General features: G+C 68.1%; 18 protein-coding genes. 9 read left to right on the top strand and 9 right to left on the bottom strand.

The annotated features are described in order from the left end of the window. Positions 1-57: 57 nt before the first annotated feature. Complete coding sequence (locus tag ACWGSK_RS27035) at positions 58-501, bottom strand: hypothetical protein (protein ID WP_452457132.1); 444 nt, start codon at positions 499-501, stop codon at positions 58-60. Next, positions 498-839 carry a hypothetical protein gene (locus ACWGSK_RS27030; RefSeq protein WP_358515062.1) on the bottom strand — a complete coding sequence of 114 codons (342 nt, stop codon included), beginning with the start codon at positions 837-839 and terminating at the stop codon, positions 498-500. Before ACWGSK_RS27030 ends, ACWGSK_RS27035 begins: the two co-directional genes overlap by 4 nt. A gap of 174 nt (positions 840-1,013) precedes the next feature. Here ACWGSK_RS27030 and ACWGSK_RS27025 point away from each other — a divergent pair, with 174 nt between their 5' ends. Next, a complete protein-coding gene (locus ACWGSK_RS27025) occupies positions 1,014-1,253 on the top strand; it encodes a GntR family transcriptional regulator (protein ID WP_452457131.1) in 240 nt (79 codons plus the stop codon). Between the two features lie 49 nt (positions 1,254-1,302). On the opposite strand, the gene ACWGSK_RS27020 is transcribed toward ACWGSK_RS27025, so the two are convergent. From ACWGSK_RS27020 to ACWGSK_RS27000, 5 genes are all read right to left on the bottom strand, one after another. Next, a complete protein-coding gene (locus tag ACWGSK_RS27020) occupies positions 1,303-1,788 on the bottom strand; it encodes an N-acetyltransferase family protein (RefSeq protein WP_452457130.1) in 486 nt (161 codons plus the stop codon). Further along, complete coding sequence (locus ACWGSK_RS27015; RefSeq protein ID WP_452457129.1) at positions 1,785-2,597, bottom strand: TIGR02452 family protein; 813 nt, start codon at positions 2,595-2,597, stop codon at positions 1,785-1,787. Before ACWGSK_RS27015 ends, ACWGSK_RS27020 begins: the two co-directional genes overlap by 4 nt. Before the next feature lie 101 nt (positions 2,598-2,698). After that, on the bottom strand, positions 2,699-3,484 hold the full coding sequence (locus ACWGSK_RS27010) for a class I SAM-dependent methyltransferase (RefSeq protein ID WP_452457149.1): 786 nt from the start codon (positions 3,482-3,484) through the stop codon (positions 2,699-2,701). A gap of 55 nt (positions 3,485-3,539) precedes the next feature. After that, a complete protein-coding gene (locus tag ACWGSK_RS27005; protein ID WP_452457128.1) occupies positions 3,540-4,427 on the bottom strand; it encodes an SURF1 family cytochrome oxidase biogenesis protein in 888 nt (295 codons plus the stop codon). Positions 4,428-4,527: 100 nt separating this feature from the next. Then, positions 4,528-5,571, bottom strand: a complete 1,044-nt coding sequence (locus tag ACWGSK_RS27000; protein WP_452457127.1) for a chaplin family protein — start codon at positions 5,569-5,571, stop codon at positions 4,528-4,530. A gap of 775 nt (positions 5,572-6,346) precedes the next feature. Between ACWGSK_RS27000 and ACWGSK_RS26995 the strand changes: the two genes are divergently transcribed. After that, positions 6,347-7,468 (top strand): CapA family protein, encoded by a 1,122-nt coding sequence (locus ACWGSK_RS26995; protein WP_452457126.1) that lies wholly within the window; start codon positions 6,347-6,349, stop codon positions 7,466-7,468. A 74-nt stretch (positions 7,469-7,542) separates the two neighbouring features. Here ACWGSK_RS26995 and ACWGSK_RS26990 read toward each other — a convergent pair whose 3' ends face one another. After that, on the bottom strand, positions 7,543-8,517 hold the full coding sequence (locus ACWGSK_RS26990) for a GntR family transcriptional regulator (RefSeq protein ID WP_452457125.1): 975 nt from the start codon (positions 8,515-8,517) through the stop codon (positions 7,543-7,545). 282 nt (positions 8,518-8,799) lie between these two features. Between ACWGSK_RS26990 and ACWGSK_RS26985 the strand changes: the two genes are divergently transcribed. After that, positions 8,800-9,972, top strand: coding sequence for a DUF418 domain-containing protein (locus ACWGSK_RS26985; protein ID WP_452457124.1), 1,173 nt, complete (start codon positions 8,800-8,802; stop codon positions 9,970-9,972). 47 nt (positions 9,973-10,019) lie between these two features. Here ACWGSK_RS26985 and add read toward each other — a convergent pair whose 3' ends face one another. Continuing rightward, entirely contained in the window at positions 10,020-10,895 is an 876-nt protein-coding gene (gene add, locus ACWGSK_RS26980; protein WP_358514826.1) for an adenosine deaminase, read from the bottom strand. 61 nt (positions 10,896-10,956) lie between these two features. Between add and ACWGSK_RS26975 the strand changes: the two genes are divergently transcribed. The 6 genes from ACWGSK_RS26975 to ACWGSK_RS26950 all read left to right on the top strand — a co-directional run bounded on the left by ACWGSK_RS26975 (position 10,957) and on the right by ACWGSK_RS26950 (position 17,177). Then, positions 10,957-12,501 carry a recombinase family protein gene (locus ACWGSK_RS26975; protein WP_452457123.1) on the top strand — a complete coding sequence of 515 codons (1,545 nt, stop codon included), beginning with the start codon at positions 10,957-10,959 and terminating at the stop codon, positions 12,499-12,501. A 54-nt stretch (positions 12,502-12,555) separates the two neighbouring features. Then, complete coding sequence (locus ACWGSK_RS26970) at positions 12,556-12,714, top strand: hypothetical protein (protein ID WP_452457122.1); 159 nt, start codon at positions 12,556-12,558, stop codon at positions 12,712-12,714. Positions 12,715-14,509: 1,795 nt separating this feature from the next. After that, the gene (locus tag ACWGSK_RS26965; RefSeq protein ID WP_452457121.1) at positions 14,510-14,701 is read left to right on the top strand and encodes a hypothetical protein; all 192 of its coding nucleotides are present in this window, start codon (positions 14,510-14,512) and stop codon (positions 14,699-14,701) included. A 242-nt stretch (positions 14,702-14,943) separates the two neighbouring features. Next, positions 14,944-15,327, top strand: coding sequence for a hypothetical protein (locus tag ACWGSK_RS26960; RefSeq protein ID WP_452457120.1), 384 nt, complete (start codon positions 14,944-14,946; stop codon positions 15,325-15,327). Positions 15,328-15,329: 2 nt separating this feature from the next. Then, complete coding sequence (locus tag ACWGSK_RS26955) at positions 15,330-16,250, top strand: hypothetical protein (protein ID WP_452457119.1); 921 nt, start codon at positions 15,330-15,332, stop codon at positions 16,248-16,250. Between the two features lie 531 nt (positions 16,251-16,781). Further along, positions 16,782-17,177 carry a hypothetical protein gene (locus tag ACWGSK_RS26950; RefSeq protein WP_452457118.1) on the top strand — a complete coding sequence of 132 codons (396 nt, stop codon included), beginning with the start codon at positions 16,782-16,784 and terminating at the stop codon, positions 17,175-17,177. The last annotated feature ends 104 nt before the right edge of the window (positions 17,178-17,281 follow it).

Here is a 17,281-nt window from a genome sequence, read left to right as displayed (position 1 = left end):
GTACGCTCCGCCCCGAACCGACGCCCCCGCTCCGAGGAGCGGGGGCGGGCGGCGAGGTCAGGCACGCCGCCACGGTTCGGGCAGCGGAGATCCCGCGCGAAGCAGGCCCTCCAGCGTCCTCCAATGCCGGCAGGCTTCACGGAGCGCGGTGAACACCGGGCCGGTCTCCCCGCTCTCCCCGGTCTCACGGAGGGCTTCGGACAGAGCGTCGTACACCCGCGTGATGGGCTCCATGTCGCCATCGTGCCCGCTCAGGACCCAACGGGACGGCAGTGGAGCACCCGCACGAAGCAGCGAGTCCAACGTCGTGAACACGTTGTCGGCGCTGTTCAGGGTGGCCACCGCGCCGCACGGCGGCCCCGGCGAGGTCAGCAGTCGGTGGAGTTGTGCGGCGCAGGCGTTCACCACGAACGGTTCCGTGTGCTCGGTGTGCGCACCCCCGTGGTTCTGGCCCAGGACACAGCGAGGCGACGCGCAGTTCAGAGGTTCGATGTTCGTCATGCCGCCACCCCCGCGGCGAACGCACGCGATCCCGTGTGGTGGACGTAGTACCCGCGAACCAGCCGCACGGGCGGGAGCGGGTAGCGCGGGTCGACCTTCAAGGGCGCGTCCGGTGACACGGGGCGGGGAAGCGAGTCGATGGGCCGGCGCGGAGCCGGGACCACCGGGGGAGAGAGCGTCGACGGAGGTGAGGCAACGTACCGGCGGACTCGGCGAGCACGGTTGCGGCGCAGCTCCGCGAGGACACCCGCACAGCGCCCGTAGGGGTCGGCGTGGACGGCCTGCGAGGGCCTGATCAGCCTCATCAGGCAGGCGAACAGAGCGATAAGGTAAGGCATGTTGCCGCTCCTTTTAAGCGGTGGCCATGGCCCCGGGGCGTGTTCCAGCACGTCGCCGGGGTTCCTCATGTATGAGGACTCCTTCATCATAGACGAACTTGGCCCACCTGGCACGTGCCGGCTCGTACCTGACCGTTATGGCCCACATAATTACCGGCCGGATAGATTTGACCCGTGGTGGATCTAGATGGACCCGAACCGATGTACCGGCAGATCGCGCGAGCGTTGAGCGACCGGGTGAAGGACGGCCGGTATGCGGCCAACCGCGTGATGCCGTCAGAGTCCGACGTGTGCGAGGAATTCAACGTGTCACGTCGCACCGCGCGCTCCGCGTACGCCCTCTTGGCCGAGCAAGGGGTCGTCACCCGTGTTCCCGGCAAGGGAACCTACGCCGCCGACCTGGGCCAGGCGTGAACGCCACCGACCCGCGCACCTTCGCGAGGATTCCGCGTTTCCTACCGGCTCACAGGCGCAGCTCGAAGCACATCCGATCCGTGCCGGGACCGTCGTAGTCCTCGTGCGGACCGGTCACGGTGAAGCCGATCGACCGGTGGAAGGCGATCGACCGCTGGTTGGACGGAGAGGTCACCGCGCGCACCATCCCCCTCCCCTCGGCGAGGGCCGCGTTGGTGAACAACCGGTACAGCTCGCGCGCCAACCCCGAGCGACGCTGCGCCGGGGACACCCCCGCGAAGTGCACGTAGGCCTCCTCCGACCGCGCCTGCGAGGGGAAGCCCACCAGAAACCCGACCAAATCCCCCTCGTCCTCCGCGACGAGGCTGGTGGTGTGGAAGTGGTCCAGGAACAGCCGGGGCAGGATGTGCGTGACCGGCTTGCCCCACCAGGCGTCGCACACGCGAAGAATCCGCCCGTGATCATCCGGCCGAGCGTTACGGATCAGTGTTCCGGACGGCCCACGGCTCTCCCACGTTCCACTCCAGGCGTTCATCCGCCGAAGACCTCCTCGAAGGGCGTCCGCACCGCCGGGTCTCGATCCAACACCGCGAACACCACCCGATCGAAGACCCCCGCAAACTCCCCCTTCAGGTGCCGCCCGAAGGCACCGGCCACGACAGCCGGGTCGTTGCCGAACACACCGCAACCCCAGGCGCCCAGAACGAGCCGAGTGGAACCATGGTGGGCGGCCACCGCCAACACCCCGCGGGCCCGCGTCTCCAGCGCCTGCGGCACCCGGTCGGCGTGTTCGGGCTGGTTGCGTTCCACCATCCGCCGGTTGGGTGCGGGCGAGGTGAGGAAGTCGATCGGAACCGCGTCGGACAGCCACCCGCCCTTGGCGTCCCGGTAGACCGGCACGCTCGACGACCAGATCACCCGGTCGGAGTACAGCAGGCTCCGCTCGGCCCGATGGTGCTCGTAGTACTCGGGGCAACGGGTCAGCGAGTCGTACAGCGCACTGGAACGGGCCAGACTCTCCTCCTGGGCGCGCGCCCCGTTGACCACCCCACCACCGGGGTTGCGGGCGGACGCGAAGTTGAGCGCCGCGACCCTGCCACCGCTCTCGCCGACCACCCGCCGCGCGGCGGCCAAGGTGTCCTCGCCGGTCACCTCGTAACGGGTGTCGAACCGCGGCTCGGGCACCGACAGCGCGGCGATCTCCTCCGGCAGGTGCAGCCGCGTGCCCTCCCGCATCACGGCGAGCGCCCCCTCCAGGTCCACCATCCGCCCTTCCACGGTGTAGTGGCCGGCCTCGTAGGCCTCCCGGGTCTGTCGCCACACCTCGCGCATGCGTACGGACACCGTTTCTCCCCTCGTCTCCGGACCGAAGCTACAGCGCGCCCCATCCGAACCCAAGGGGTTTTACGTCCGTCCGAGACCACCGAACCGGGGAGACGCTCCGGCTACGGCTTGACCGCGCTGAACACCGCGGTGCCGGGGATGAGGCGACCGCGCACCGGCCCCCACCCTCCCCACACCTGGTCGTTGTCCTCGGGCCACTCGGGTTCGACCAGGTCGCGCAGGACCAGGCCGGCCGACGTGATGCCCCGTACCCAGTCACCGATCGTGTGGTGGTGTTCGGCGTAGATGGCGCGACCGTCCTCGTCCTCCTCCACGTAGGCCCGCCGGTCGAAGTAGGACTGCCCAACGGTGAGCCCGTGTTCGGTGGGGTCGTCGGGAAAGCACCACCGGATCGGGTGGGTCACCGAGAACACGAACCGTCCCCCGGGGCGCAACGTCCGGGCCGCCTCGGCCAGCGCGCTCTCGGCGGCGGGCACGAAGGGGAACGCCCCGAAGGCGGAGAAGACCACGTCGAAGGAGTCGGTGGCGAACGGCAGACGCTGGGCGTCCGCCTGCACGGTGGGAACCCGCAGGTCGGTCTGCTCGTCGATCCGCCACGAGTGTTGGAGCTGGCGCCACGAAAGGTCGAAGGCGACCACCTCCGCCACCCCTTGGGAACGCAGCCACCGGGAGCACTGGCCGGCCCCACATCCGATCTCCAGGACGCGGTCGTCGGTCACGTCACCGAGCAGCCGCGCCTCGGCCTCGTCGAGCCCCTCCGGGGACCAGACGAACCCGGCGTCGCGCAGGAAGTCCCCGTGTTCGGCCTGGTAGGCGTCGGCGGCCCCATCCCACCAGTACCGCCCCGCCCGAGCGCTCTCCGTCGCCCCCACCGCGCGTCGGTCCATGCCGCCGGGCACCGGGTACTCCGGGCCCCCGATCAGGTCGTCGTCCACGCCGCTCCTAGTTCTGTGTCTGTTGGATCCGGTCGGCGGAGGCCTCCTCGGGCCCGGCCTTCTCCTCGGCCCCGGATTCGGCTTCCCTCTCGCCCTCGGCGCCGTCTCCGGGTTCGCCCTCGGACCCGTCGGCGGCCTCGTGCCCCGACCCGTCCCGGGGCGGATCGCGCAGCTCACGCCGGATGAGGATGATCCACCCGACCACCACGACGATGGTGAAAACCCACCACTGGAAGGCGTAGGAGGCGCTCATGCCCTGGTCCTCCTCGCGCAGGGCCAGGCGTTCGGGCGCCGGGTCGGGCGCGGGGTCCTGCTCGATGAGTTCCACGTATCCGCCGTAGATCGGATAGGGCAGCTCGGCGGAGAGCCGATCGACGTCGACGAACATGATCTGGCCTTCGGGCAGCCCCCCGTGTTCGCGCAGACCGGTGTTCTCCTCGGTCTCGCCGAACTGCAGACGCCCGGCCACCTCGATGGTGCCCTCCGGCACCGGGGGGACCTCCGGGGTGTCCTGTGCGGTCTCACCGCGTTCGATCCACCCCCGGTTGACGAGTAGGGCGGTCCCGTCCTCGGTGACCAGCGGGGTGAGGACGTGGAATCCCACCCCCTGGGAGCCGTCCCGGTTGCGCAGCAGCAACTGGTGATCGGTGTCCCACTCCCCCTCCGCCTCGACGGTGCGCCACCGGTCGTCGGGATCGACGTCACCGCCCACGCTGGCGAGTTCCTCCACCGGGACGGGCTCGGCGGCCACGTTGTCCCGCTGGAGATCGACCGAAGCGGCACGCTGTTCGGCACGGTCGAGCTGCCAGAACCCCAGCCAGATGAAGGACGGGACGATCAGCAGGACCAGCGCGTGGAAGGCCAGCATGCGTCTGGAGAACAGGACTTTGAGCACGTCTTCGAGGTTATGAGACGACGGCGGCCGCGCCGCACCGCCCCCGTGTCGGGAGCGGCACGGCGCGGCCGTGAGCGTGGGTCCGTGCCCGGAGTGTGTCCTACTCCTCGTCGGCGGTGCCGGCTGCGGCCTTGCGCTTACGGGCGAAGTACAGACCCGCGCCACCGGCGCCGACGGCGGCCAGGGCCGCGGCCACCAGACCGCTCAGGGCGCTACCGGTGACGGCCAGCGCGGGGCCGTCCGCCTGGTCGGAGGGGGCGGGCTTGTCGTCGGAGGGCTCCTCCTCGCGCTCCTGCTCCTTCTCCGGCGTCTCCGGGTCCTCCTCGGGCTTCTCGGGCTCCTCCTCGGGGGTCTCCGGCTCCTCTTCCTGCGGCTCCTCGGGCTTCTCGGGCTCCTCCTCAGGGGTCTCCGGCGTCTCCTCGGAGATCGTCTCGATGCAGGAGGCCTCGGCCATGCCCAGGACGGAAACGGCGTTGCCGCAGATCTCGACCGCGGCGTCGACGGGGACGACCACCTGGTTTCCACTGGCCACACCACCGGAACCATCGGTGGCGACCTCGGTCGCTCCCTCGTTGTCCGGGGAGGCGTGGATGATGTTGATGACGGTGGTGCAACTGGCGCTGGAGGCGCCCAGGACCGCGACGGAGTTGCCGCAGATGTCGATGGCGGTGTCGACCGGCAGGACGATCTGGTTTCCGCTGGCCACGCCACCGGAACCATCGGTGGCGGCCTTGGTGCTCGCGGCGCCCTCCTCTTCCAGGACCTCCACGACGGAGGTGCACTCGGCCTCGGAGACACCGGCGACGGCGACGGAGTTACCGCACACGTCCAGGGCCGCGTCGACCGGAACGATGATCTGGTTTCCACTGGCCACGCCACCGGAACCATCGGTGGACGCGGAGTATCCGCTGCTCTCGTAGAGGACCTCGGACACCTTGGTGCAGTCGGCCTTGGAGATACCCAGGATGGCGAGCGCGTTGCCGCACAGGTCGGCCTCGACGTCGACGGGGACGACCACCTGGTTTCCGCTGCCCACGCCGCCCGAGCCGTCGGTCTGGGCGTCGGCGAACGCGGCACCGATCGGCGCGAGCACCAGTCCGGCGGTCATTGCGGTGGCGAAGGAGTAACGGAGTGTGTTGCGCATAGTGCGGCTGGACCTTTCAGAAGACTGCCAGGGGATGCGCCGAGCGGAGCGCGGATTTCGTGCGATCCACACCTTTCGATACCCGTGTCGTGGGCACTCGGGAGGGTCGCACGGTGAGCGGACCCGGCCACAACAGACCGGTGGCACGGTGAGGTGGCCCGCTTGTTCGTGCAGGGGTGACGGTGACGTCCTTTCGGAGTTCACTCCAAGGACAACCGCCAACGGACCGAAACGTTAGAGCAGGGCGCGAGGAAGTGCAGTGCTTTTCCCAGAACTTCCCGAACAACCCATGATCACCCTGCACGCACGGATGATCACTACTTGGCATATCCACTGCTCAGCGCGCATGCTTCAGCCATTCATCGGCACGATCCACGCCTTGATGTCATCGATCAAGACCGAAAAATTTACTTCCCGACACGCCCGAAAGCACACTAAGGAACTTAGTGGATTCGTCCTTCGCTCCCCTCCGGGTCGCGCCTTAACCCATACATAGAAAATTGCCTGGATTGCGCACTATGACCGAAGAGTGAATATCGACCCTCCCATTCTTCAAAACCCCGGAATCCTCGCCCGAAAATCCGTGTCATCGCTGTTCAAGACGCTTACGCTGACCATGTCGGGCCACTCTCGACCCGATTCTCGTCGAACACCGAAGTCGAACACCACAGCAGGAAACCCGCGCACCAACCGGTCGAATCGGCCAACCGGATCCGGCGGGCAGGCGTCCTTCATCCCATCGGACATGCCCTCGGTCCCCCTCACGGAGCATGGAATGAACCCCGAACACACGCGTCCACGCAAGCTCCGGGTTCTCGCGGCCGGCACCGCGACCCTGGCGTTCGCCCTCTCCGCCGCCTGTTCCTCGGCAGACCCGAACACATCGCCCGACGAGGGTGCCGTACCTCCCGGGGAAGGCACCGACACACCCCCATCGTCCACCGAGGCGGCGCCCGATCCCTTCACCATCGCCTTCGGTGGTGACGTGATGTTCGAGGGCCTGCTCCTGCCCCGACTCGACGACCCATCGACCGCCCTCGACCCGATCTCGGAACGGCTTTCCGCCGCCGACCTGGCCATGGTCAACCTGGAGACCGCGGTGACCGAGGGCGGCACACCCGTACCCCACAAGGACTTCGTCTTCCGTGCCCCCGCCACCGCGTTGGAGGCCCTGGACTCCGCGGGTGTGGACGTGGCCACGATCGCCAACAACCACGGCATGGACTACGGCGAGCAGGGACTCCTCGACACCCTGGCCAACGGTGCCGACTCCCCCGTCGCCCTCGTGGGCGCCGGCCACGACGCGGCCGAGGCCTACGCCCCGCACGTCGCCGAGGTCAACGGCCAGAGCGTCGCCCTGTTCGGCGCCACCGACGTGCTGGACGAGGAGCTCATTCCCGCCTGGACCGCGAACGAGGACGGGCCCGGTCTGGCCACCACCAAGTACGAGATGAAGGACCGGCTGGTGGAAGCGGTCACCGGCGCCGCCGCCGAGCACGACAACGTCGTGGTCTTCCTGCACTGGGGGTTGGAGGGCGCGCACTGTCCACTTCCACACGCCCCCGAACTGGCCGACGAGCTCATCGACGCCGGCGCCACCGCCGTGGTCGGCGGGCACGCGCACGTGTTGTCCCCGGGCGGATTCCAGGGCGACGCCTACGTGCACTACGGCCTGAGCAACTTCGTGTTCTACAACTTCGACGGCCCGACCGCCGAGACCGGGGTGCTCACCCTCACCCTCGACCAGGGCGGTGTCCTGGAGGCCGATTGGGCCCCCGCCCGGATCCAGGACGGCGTGCCCGTTCCCTACGAGGGTCAGGACGCCGAACGGGCCCACCGAACGTGGGTGGACATGCGCGCCGACTGCGGACTCCCGCTCAGCGACTCCCCGGCTTGATCCCCGGTTCCCACCCGAGGCGCCGGTACCCGGCATCCGGCATCCGTCGCCGGGTACCGGCGCCTCGGCCCGGTTCACGGGGTCGCGGTGCCCTCGATTCGCGGTGTGAGCCCGTCCAGCAGGTGTTTCATACCGGCCTCGAAGATGCCGTCGACATCGAGTGGCCCGGACACGCTGAACATGACGGGGAAACCGCCCCCGGCGGCCAGACGCAGGAACTCGGGGGCCCGGGAGCGCCACCACTGATCGGCGTCCATCCCGAACTCGTGGTCCTCCAACACCACCCGCGTGGCCTGAAGGGCCATACCGGAGGTGTAGGCGGACACGAAGACGAGGATCTCCTGTGCTTCGTCGGCGGAGCGCCCCTGGTCGGTGATCACCCTCATCATCCACTCGGCGTTCCTCATCAGCCCCGGTGACACGACCGCGCCGGCCATCATCGTCAAGCGCATGGCCCAGGGATGTTCGCGGTAGATCCCCCACTCAGCGACCAGGGCCAGTTCGAGGGCCTCCCGCCAGTGGTCGGGCGGCGGTTCGGGGAGCGCGGCATCGGTGTAGACACGATCGATCATCGCCGTCATCAACTCGCCCTTGTCGGCGACGTGGCGGTACAGGGCCATGGTGCTCACCCGCAGTTCCGAGGAGACCCTGCGCATGGACAACCCCTCGATCCCCTCGGCGTCGGCGACGGTGATGGCGGCACCGACGATGGCCTCACGGGTCAGTGCGGGTACGGTCCGGGAGCGGCGTTCACGCCGCCGTTCGGGTTCGTGCCCCTCCAGAGCGGAAGCGGATTTCGGGGCCGGTTCCGAGTCTGGTTCGCCCCGCACCACGGTCCCGACCCCGCGCACCGCCTCCACCAACCCCTCTCGGCGCAACGCCGTCAGCGCTTTGGTGGCGGTGGCCATGGCGACCCCCCACTCCCGGGTGATCTCCCGGGTGGAGGGCACACGGTCACCGGGCCGGAGTTCTCCGGAGTCGATACGCGCCCGGATGTCGACGAAGACCCGCGCGTAGGGCGGGATTCCTCGTCCCAAGGTTGTGGACATCGCCGGCCCCTTTCGGCCATTCTCCGTTCGGACTCCAGAGTGTACTAGTGCACATGCACTCGTGAACCACCTCGGAGCACCGCTTCACCCTCGCTCGGAAACCTCCTTTCACACCCAGTGCACTAGTACATTGACCTGCAATTACATGGAAAAATAGGGTTCACAGCGGCGACTCCTCCTGTTTATGTTGTACGCACACGATGCACCACCCATGAGAATCCGACCTCGACGCGTACAACGTCCACCGAGCCGCACAGACCGCGGCCCCTTTCGGAGCCCACCATGTCCCACACGACCACGCCCGGACCACGGGTCCCGGGCACCACGGACCACCCGCCACCCCCCGATCATCGTTCCCTGGCCCCGGACCTGGCCCGCGGTGTCATGCTCCTGGTCATCGCGCTCGCCCACGCGCACCTGTTCACCGTTCTCATCGGCGGCCCCGAAAACCCGCTCACCATCGCCGACCGGATCACCACCGCCGGCACGGTCGCGTTCGTGGACCTGCGCGGCCACCCCATGTTCGCGGCGCTGTTCGGCTACGGCCTCGCATGGATCCACCGTCGCCGAAGCGAACAGGGGCACGAACCGCGCCGAACCCGCGGCCTCTTGCGTCGACGCGGCCTCTGGCTGGTCGTCTTCGGCCTGGCGCACGCCGTCCTGCTCTTCCCCGCGGACATCCTGGCCGTCTACGGTCTGGTGGCGCTGCTCTTCGTCGGAGTACTCCGCTTCCGCGACCGGACCCTGGTGATCCTCGCCCTGGCCTGGCTGCCCGTGGCCGCCACCGTCCACGCGCTGGTCGGCTCCTACGACGCCATGACCGGCTCAGGCCCGCCACCGATGCCCGACGGCTTCGTGAACGAGCTCTTCTTCCGTCTGGAGCTGTTCGCGGTCCTCTTCGTGATGATGTTCCTCGGCACGATCGTCCCGTTCCTGCTCGGAGTCCTGGCCGGCCGGCACCGCGTTCTGGAACAGCCGGGCGAACACCTGCGGCTGCTGCGCGCGACCGCGTTCGTCGGTGTCCCCGTGGCAGTCCTGGGCGGACTGCCGATGGCCCTGACCAAAGCGGGTGTGTGGACCGCCGCGACCCCGTTGGACGTACTCGTCATCACCCCGCTGCACCAGGTGACCGGGTACGCGGGCGGGTTGGGCTACGCGGCGCTCATCGCGCTGGTCGCCGCGCGATCGACCGGCCCACGAGGGCCGTCGACCAACGCCCTGGCCGCGCTCGGGCAACGCTCCATGACCTTCTACCTCGCCCAGTCCGTGGCGTGGGCGGTGCTGTTCTCCTCCTACACGCTCCACGTCCAGCACACGTCGCCGGTCGTCGGGGTGGGCATCGCGGTCGCGGTCTGGACGACCACCGTGCTGCTGGCCGACCTCATGCGCCGCCGGAACAGGCGCGGGCCGGCCGAGGTGGCGCTGCGCCGGCTCACCTACGGGCCGTCCCACTGAGCCCGCGGGCCCGATGTCCTGAAGGGAGGGTGCCGGGCCCGCCTCCTTCAGGACACTCCGTGCCGGGCGGCCACCGCGTCGATCTCCGCCAGCAGCGCACGACGGCGTGCCGCACCCAGGTAGGAGGCCTCGACCCCGTTGCGGGCCAAGCGCACCGGCCCGGCCGCGCCCAGCAGGTCATGGGCGATCCGGTACTCACCGGTCAGATCGCTGCCGAACATCGTGGGGTCGTCGCTGTTGAGGGTGACCAACAGCCCCGCGTCGAGCATGGCGGGCAGGGGATGGTCCTCGATCCGCTCCACGGCGCGGGTTCGCAGGTTGGAGGTGGGACTGACGTCGATGGGCAGTTGTTCGTCGACCAGGCGGGCCACCAACTCCGGATCCTTCATGGTGTCGATGCCGTGCCCGATCCGCTCCGCCTTCAGCACGTCCAACGCCTCACGGACCCGTACCGGTCCACCGTGCTCGCCCGCGTGCGGCAGGCTCACCAGACCGGCGGCCCGGGCCCGTCCGAACACCTCCGCGTAGGGCTCCAGCGGGGACTCCACCCCGCCCACCCCGAGACCGATCACGCTCGACGGGCCGTCCCGGAGCACGGCCGCCACCGTTCGTTCGGCGGACTCCGGCCCGAAGTCCGCGGGGAAGTCGGGGATCCACCTGAGTTGGACGCCGTGGTCCCGTTCGGCCTCGATCCGGGCCTGTTCGATGCCGTCGAAGACCACCTTCGCCGGTACCCCGCGCATCAGGTGGGTGTACAGGCTCACGTGGACCTCCGCGTAGCGGACGTTCTGCGCGGCCAGCCGCTCGGCGACGACCGAGGTCAACAGCGCGAAGTCGGCCTCTTCCCGCAGGGTGCGCACCGACGCCAGGTAGACCTCGACGAAGTGCGGGAAGTCGGTGAAGGCGTACCACGGATAACCCAAACGAACGTCGGGGACCTCCGGGACACACAACGCCGCCTAGGAACATCTAGGAGGCTCCGCCGTGCCCGTTGCCGCAATCTCTATCCGTGTCTCACACGCTGACCAGGCGTCCGTATCCGTCACCACACAGGAACGTCTGTGCCGCGAACTGTGCGAACGGAACGGCTGGACGGTCCACAAGGTCTACGTGGACGAGAACGTATCCGGGGCCGTCCCTCCGGAGGCCCGGGAAGGCATGGCGGAACTTCTCGCCGACCTTCCCCACCTGGACTACGTCGTTGCCGCCAAGCTGGACCGACTGTCCCGTCGTACCTCCCACCTGTTGGACCTCGTGGAGACGTTCAAGGACGCGGGCGTCAAACCGGTCACAGCGGACGGAGAGATCACTCCCCACAACGCCGACAACATGATTGGGCTGTTCGCGTGGCTGGCACAGCTTGAACGGGATCGAATCCGGGAGCGAACCACGGAGTCCCGCGCGGAGATCTTCGCGTCCGGCCGCGTGAGCAACAACGCCCCGTATGGCTACCGGATCACCCGCCGCGACGGCGGAGCGTTCCTAGAGATCGACACGGAGACCGCCGACACCGTCCGCGACTTGGCCCGCCGAATCACCGACGGACAGACCGTGGCGGACCTCGTGACATGGCTCAACCGTCACAAGACGCCCACACCACGCATGCACGCGGCCAAGGTCGCGGGCCGGACCCCCAAGCCCGCTAAGTGGACGGCCGCGACCCTCCGAACCATGCTCGTCTCCCCCGCGTTGCGCGGTATCCGCACCAAGTACCCACGCGAGGAAGTACGGGACGCCACCGGGGCCCCTGTGCTGGACGCCAAGGGCCGTCCCCGCGTGAAGCGATTGCCTCCGGCGGAGTGCTACCGGCCGGACGGCACCCTTGACATCATCGCGGACGAAGTCCTTGACGCGGCCACGTGGCACGCCGTGCGCGAGGCAATGGCTAAGAGGGGCCACCGGTGGACGCGGCCCGCGAAGACAGATTCCCCGCTGTCCCGGGCGGCTCGTTGCGGTGTGTGCGGGGGACGCATGAACCACAGCCGGTCCACGTACAAAGGCAAGTCGTACCGGTACTACCGATGCGCCGCGTATAAGTCATGCACCACCGTCCGGGCGGACGCCCTGGACGAGCACGTTGACCGATGGTTCCGGGAGACCTTCCACGGACTCCACGTGTACCGGGAAGAGGTCCAACGCGGCCACGACGTCACGGCGGAGCTTGCCGACACCGAACGGGCCCTAACGGGTCTCACAGCCGCCATTGAAGCGTCCCCCGCCTCCGCCGCTGTGTTGGGCCCGCGTGTGGCCGAACTGGACGCCCGACGGGCCGTCCTCGTCGCGGAGCGGGACAAGCCACGTGAGGTCATCCGTGTGGCCACAGGAGAGACGTACGCGGACGTATGGGAGCGGGCCGACGGATTGGACCGCCGGGCCCTCTTGGACGACATGGGCGTCCTCGTGAGCGTCGCCAAGGGTCAACGGGGCCGCCACGGGTTCGACCCTTCCCGCGTCACTATCGCTGTGGAGAACGCGGACTACGCGGACGCGGCGGACGTGCTGTCCGCGTCCCTGGCAGACGCCGCGTAGCGCGGCCCCGGCCCCAAAATCTTGACCAGTACCGATCAACTCATAGGAGACGCTGTGAACAACACCGACCGAATCAACGGACTGTCCATGCTCGTCGGGGACCTCGTGGGCGGCCTCGTGGCCGACGGCCGGATGACGGACGCGGAGGCGGACCGTTGGACGCGACAAGCCGACGCGATCGCGACCGGTGACCCGGAGCGCGTCACGGAGTAGGCCAGCCGTCCGGCCTCCGGGCCCCGTTCCCTCGTCGGGAGCGGGGCCCTTGTCATGTCCGGGGCCGCTTCCGCGAACGAACACGCACGCCGGACACATAACCAAGATGACAGTTTCAGCAATAGCGTCATCCGTCCGGTGACAGTTTCCCCAGAAAGGACACGCCCCATGTGCGTTTACTGCGAATCTGACACGACCCCCGTGAAGGTCGCGGAGTTCCTAGCACGCCTTCCCCGTGACGAGAGCTACCGCACAACCCGCGTGTGTCTGTGGAACGCCTACCTTGCCTCACAGCCGCCGGGGATCGCTCCGGCGGAGGGCAAGCACGAGCTATACCGGCAGGTTCGCGGCCTGGAAGGCGTCCGGGAGTTGCGCACGGCTAGTGGCCGGTGGTTCGCGGGGATCGCATCCCAATGACGCCCTCCGGGGCCGCCCTGGACGTCTCTGGAAGTTTCCACGAACGTTTCCCCGAACGGGACACACAACATGTGTACACACAACGGACGAGAGGACACGTCCATGTACACAGCAACTATGACAAGCGTTCCTATCTGCCAGCGTCCCGGCTGTTCCCACGTGGCCACGTGGGCATACCCGCACGCGCGACACCGTCCGGTCTACTGCGGACGCGATTGTCGCCGTGTGGTGGTTCGGGCCCGCCAGCGGGCCGCGCGGTTCGCGGCGGTGCCCGTGGCCGCTTAAAACCAGCTATGACCAGCGGTCCGGCTGTCTCTCGCGAGAGGACGGCCGGGCCGCTTTCCTTTGGTTACGCTTTAGGGATGATGAGTACCTAGGTTTCTATTTTCTTTAGAGTTTTCATAAGAAAACAAAAACATAGGTACTCATCATCCCTAAAGCGTAACCACCCAACCGAACGGAGAACTTGTGCCCTACTACGCTTACGACAACCACCGCGACACCTGCGCTCACTGTGGTGCGAAACTTTCAACTCGCCAAGAGCTTTGGTGCGGGGAGCGTTGCCGCCAAGCGGCCCGCGCTCTCGCGAGACGCCCGCTACGCCGGGTCAAGTGTGAGCTGTGCGGAAACGTCTTCACTACCCGGAGCGGGCGTAAGAAACGCTGCACTCTTGGAACAGGGGAAAACGCGGACGCCGGGCCGGGTGATCCGTGTTGGGAACTCCAGAACGACGCCGACGCAGCGGAGGCCGCCGCCGTGGACGCCCGCGACTTTCCGACATGCGCGCACTGTGGCCAGGAAACCGAATACGCGGGGACGGGACGTCACCGTAAGTACTGTTCTGACAAGTGCCGTGTCTACGCCCACCGGGCCCGGAAGGGGCGGAAGAAACGGACCTTCGTGTAATGGCCGCTTGATATCCCAACCTTGTCCGCGAACCGCGTAGGGGCCCGGCTCCGCCGCCCCCCCTTGTGCGCCCACAGGATGCCCGTAGACGACCGGAAGCGGCGGCCTCCAAGCGATGTTGGGGTTCGCCATTCCAGGCTCGGAGAATTGATTTCAGGGCTTTCCTTGGTTTTTCGCTAGAGACGCCGGGGCCCGCGAACCACCGGACACATAACTACTCAGTGGGGGCCGGTCCGCTGTTTACAGTTCGGGCCGGCTCTTCACTCACGGGTGCCCGCACAGCATCCGTTACTCGACTTGCGCGCTTCCTAGTTCTGATCAGGACTGACCAAGCGCGTTCCCGGCCCCTGGCCGACGTTGGACCTTACGAATATGTGCGGTATTCGTAATGCCACGTTGGTCGGGGGCCGATTTTTTTTTGCCCAAATTCTTTTCCCGCGAACGTTGCGGGTCGTGAGTGAATGGAATCCCTATGTCGGAAGAATTGCCCGTGTGGCTGGTCGGTCGCCTGGAGTCCATGGACGCGGACGAGGCTGAACGCGGTATCGCTGCACTTCAGAAGCGTGTGGACGCCACGCGCGGCCCGGTGGCGGGTCGGGACGAGGCCGGGAAGGTCGACCCTTCCGAATTGGCGGAGCGCATCCGAAAGGCAATGCCGTACTAATGGACATTACTCCCATTCCTTACGGGGCCCTTCGGGCGGCATTTCGCGACCCGACGGCCGCTACCGGCCTTATGGTCCGGCCCGTCGTTGGTTTCACCGCTCCCGCCCCTTCTGGCTCCGCCATGGTGTTCGGCGGGCCGATTCCTCCGGAGCTTTACGCGGCCAATGTTCCCGATCCGGACGCGAACGCCGGAGCGGTAGGCGTTCCCGTGGTGGTGACGCGACGCGGGGAACTCCGGACCGTGCGAACGCATTTCCCGACCACGGGCCCCGACGACGTTCAGGATGCGGCCCCCGCGTCGGTTGACCTCGTGGACGGCGTGGAGCCGGGCCCCGCGTTCCTTGGCCTCGTCCAGTCGCACGAGGACCCGGCGGAGGTGTTCCGGGCCCACGTGGAAGCGGCTACCGCGCACAAGGCCGCTGTGGAAGCTTCCAGGGCTGCACAGGAACGCCCGGAGCTTCCCCCGCGAACTGTGGACGCGGTCGTCTCCGACCCGGCCCCGGTCGCGGAAGCGGCCCCCGTGGTCCGACGTGCCCGCCGGGACCTGGACGCGCTGATCGACGACGCCCGCGCACTCACCGACACCGACATTGAAGCCATGGGCGAAAGCCCGGAGGACTGGTAACCATGAACGACAAGGCCATTGCCACCGATCACAGGGGCGTCCCCGCCTCCCACCTGGAAGCCCGGGAGTATGCCGAGTTCGGCCCGGACCACCGGGGCCCGGCCCTAGCAAGGCACGAGGCCGCTGAATACACGAACCTTCCCCTCATGCCCAAGGCCGTCCAGGCGGCCAAGGCCAACATGGACGCGGCGGCGGAGCTTGTCCGTGAATTGGACGAGGCCGCCCTAGGCGTCCTGGACGAGTACCGCGCGGCCCCGCGTGAAGCGGCCCGGAAAGCGGCGGAAGCCGTGGCCGCCGGGAAGGTCCCGGAGTCCACGGAGGACCTGGACGCACGCCTTGGGAAGCTGGCCGTCCGTTACCGGGACAGTGTGGCCCACCGAAAGGCCGTGGAAGCCCACCTTGTGAAGCTCGTGGACGACTATCACCGGACGGCGGAGGCGGCCTATCCCGCGTGGCGGGACGCCATCGCGGCGGAAATGGAATCCCGCGCGGAGCGGGCCCGTGTCGCGCTGTCCAAGGCCCTTCCGGACGCACGGACCGTCTACGCGTTGGCGGCGGCTGTGGAGTCGATGGATCGGCCCGTAAGACGTGACCGGGACGAGCGTCCCCGTGTGTCAGCGTTGGCCGGGAAGGCGTTGCCGGAGGTGTTCGACATTGACCGCTCACGCGGCCAAGGCGGCGTCAACTACGCCACGAACACCAAGGCGGTAGCGGCGGACCTGGACGCAATAGCGCGTGTGGCCACGACGTGGCTACGCGTCGATGGCCGTCAACAGCTTGGCCAGGGCCCTATCCCGGAGGCGTTCACGGTCCCTGTGGCGGACCTTCCGGACGAGGACCCGGAGGCTAAGCGCGCGGAGGCGGAGCGGGCCGCAAACGAGCGACGAGCTCGTGACTACCTGGCCAGGATGGGCCGGGCTTAAGCAACCCACACGAGGGCCCGGGGCCAAGCTCCGGGCCCTCCGGCATTCCCGGAAGGAACACCACCCCATGCCCTACGACAAGGCCCCGGCCCCCTCATGTGTCCGGCCCGGATGTGGCCGCCGCGTCACGCCCGGAACGAGGCCTAGCGGAAACGCTCACATCGGTTGCTCATTCGCGTGTGTGCTAGCACAGCAGACAGCGGAGGCTATCGCAGGGTCGACGACTGTTCCGACGGGCCGCGACCGGCACGACGACGCGCGCGCCGTACTCCGTGTATTCGCGGCACTGGACGTTGCACCTGAAGGCCAGCCTCCGCCGCGACCGACATGGAACGAGTTGCAATCGCTGTCACGGGCGTGGATCAAACGCGGACGCCGTGGTCGTCGTCATGGACGTTCCCGCTGGCCAGGGTGGGGGAGGCCCCCGGAATCCGGGGGACAGCTCTCGGCGGGGGTTAACGACTTACACGCGGGCCGCATGCCCAACCATTCTGATTTTCCGGTGACCTGCACAGATGCAAGGAGGAATTCATGAGTGACGAACCGGCCTCCGCGTCTGCGCGGCTCGTGGCCAGTTACGAAACCGAGTTCGAACTAGACGAGACACAGCGGGCCGCGCTCACACTGGCCGGTGAACACCTGGACGCGGCGGAGCGGCTGGACGCCGCCGTTCGGGAGCATGGCGTCATGGTCTCCGGCTCCGCCGGACAGCTCGTGGTGAATCCCGCTGTGTCGGAGGCCCGCCAACAGCGCGCGGCCGCGTGGGCCGTCCTCCGGTCCATGCTCCCGACGGACGCGGGGACCGACGCGGCGTCCATGGGACAAGCGGACGCCGGTAACGCGGCCCGCTCCACTGCCAGTGTGAAGGCTTCCCGCGCGGCGACGATCCGGTGGGACCGGGCACGAGCTTCCGGAGGTGTGGCGTGAAGCCGCTCCGGCGTAAGTCCGCCGCGTCTGCTTCCGCTCCGCCGGTGGCGGTCCCGGACGTGCTCCCGCTGTATCAAGCTTTGTTCCCGGAGTTGGGTATCTCC

It is taken from the genome of Nocardiopsis sp. NPDC055551 (genome assembly GCF_053619415.1).
This window is presented reverse-complemented; position numbering and strand designations above follow the sequence as displayed.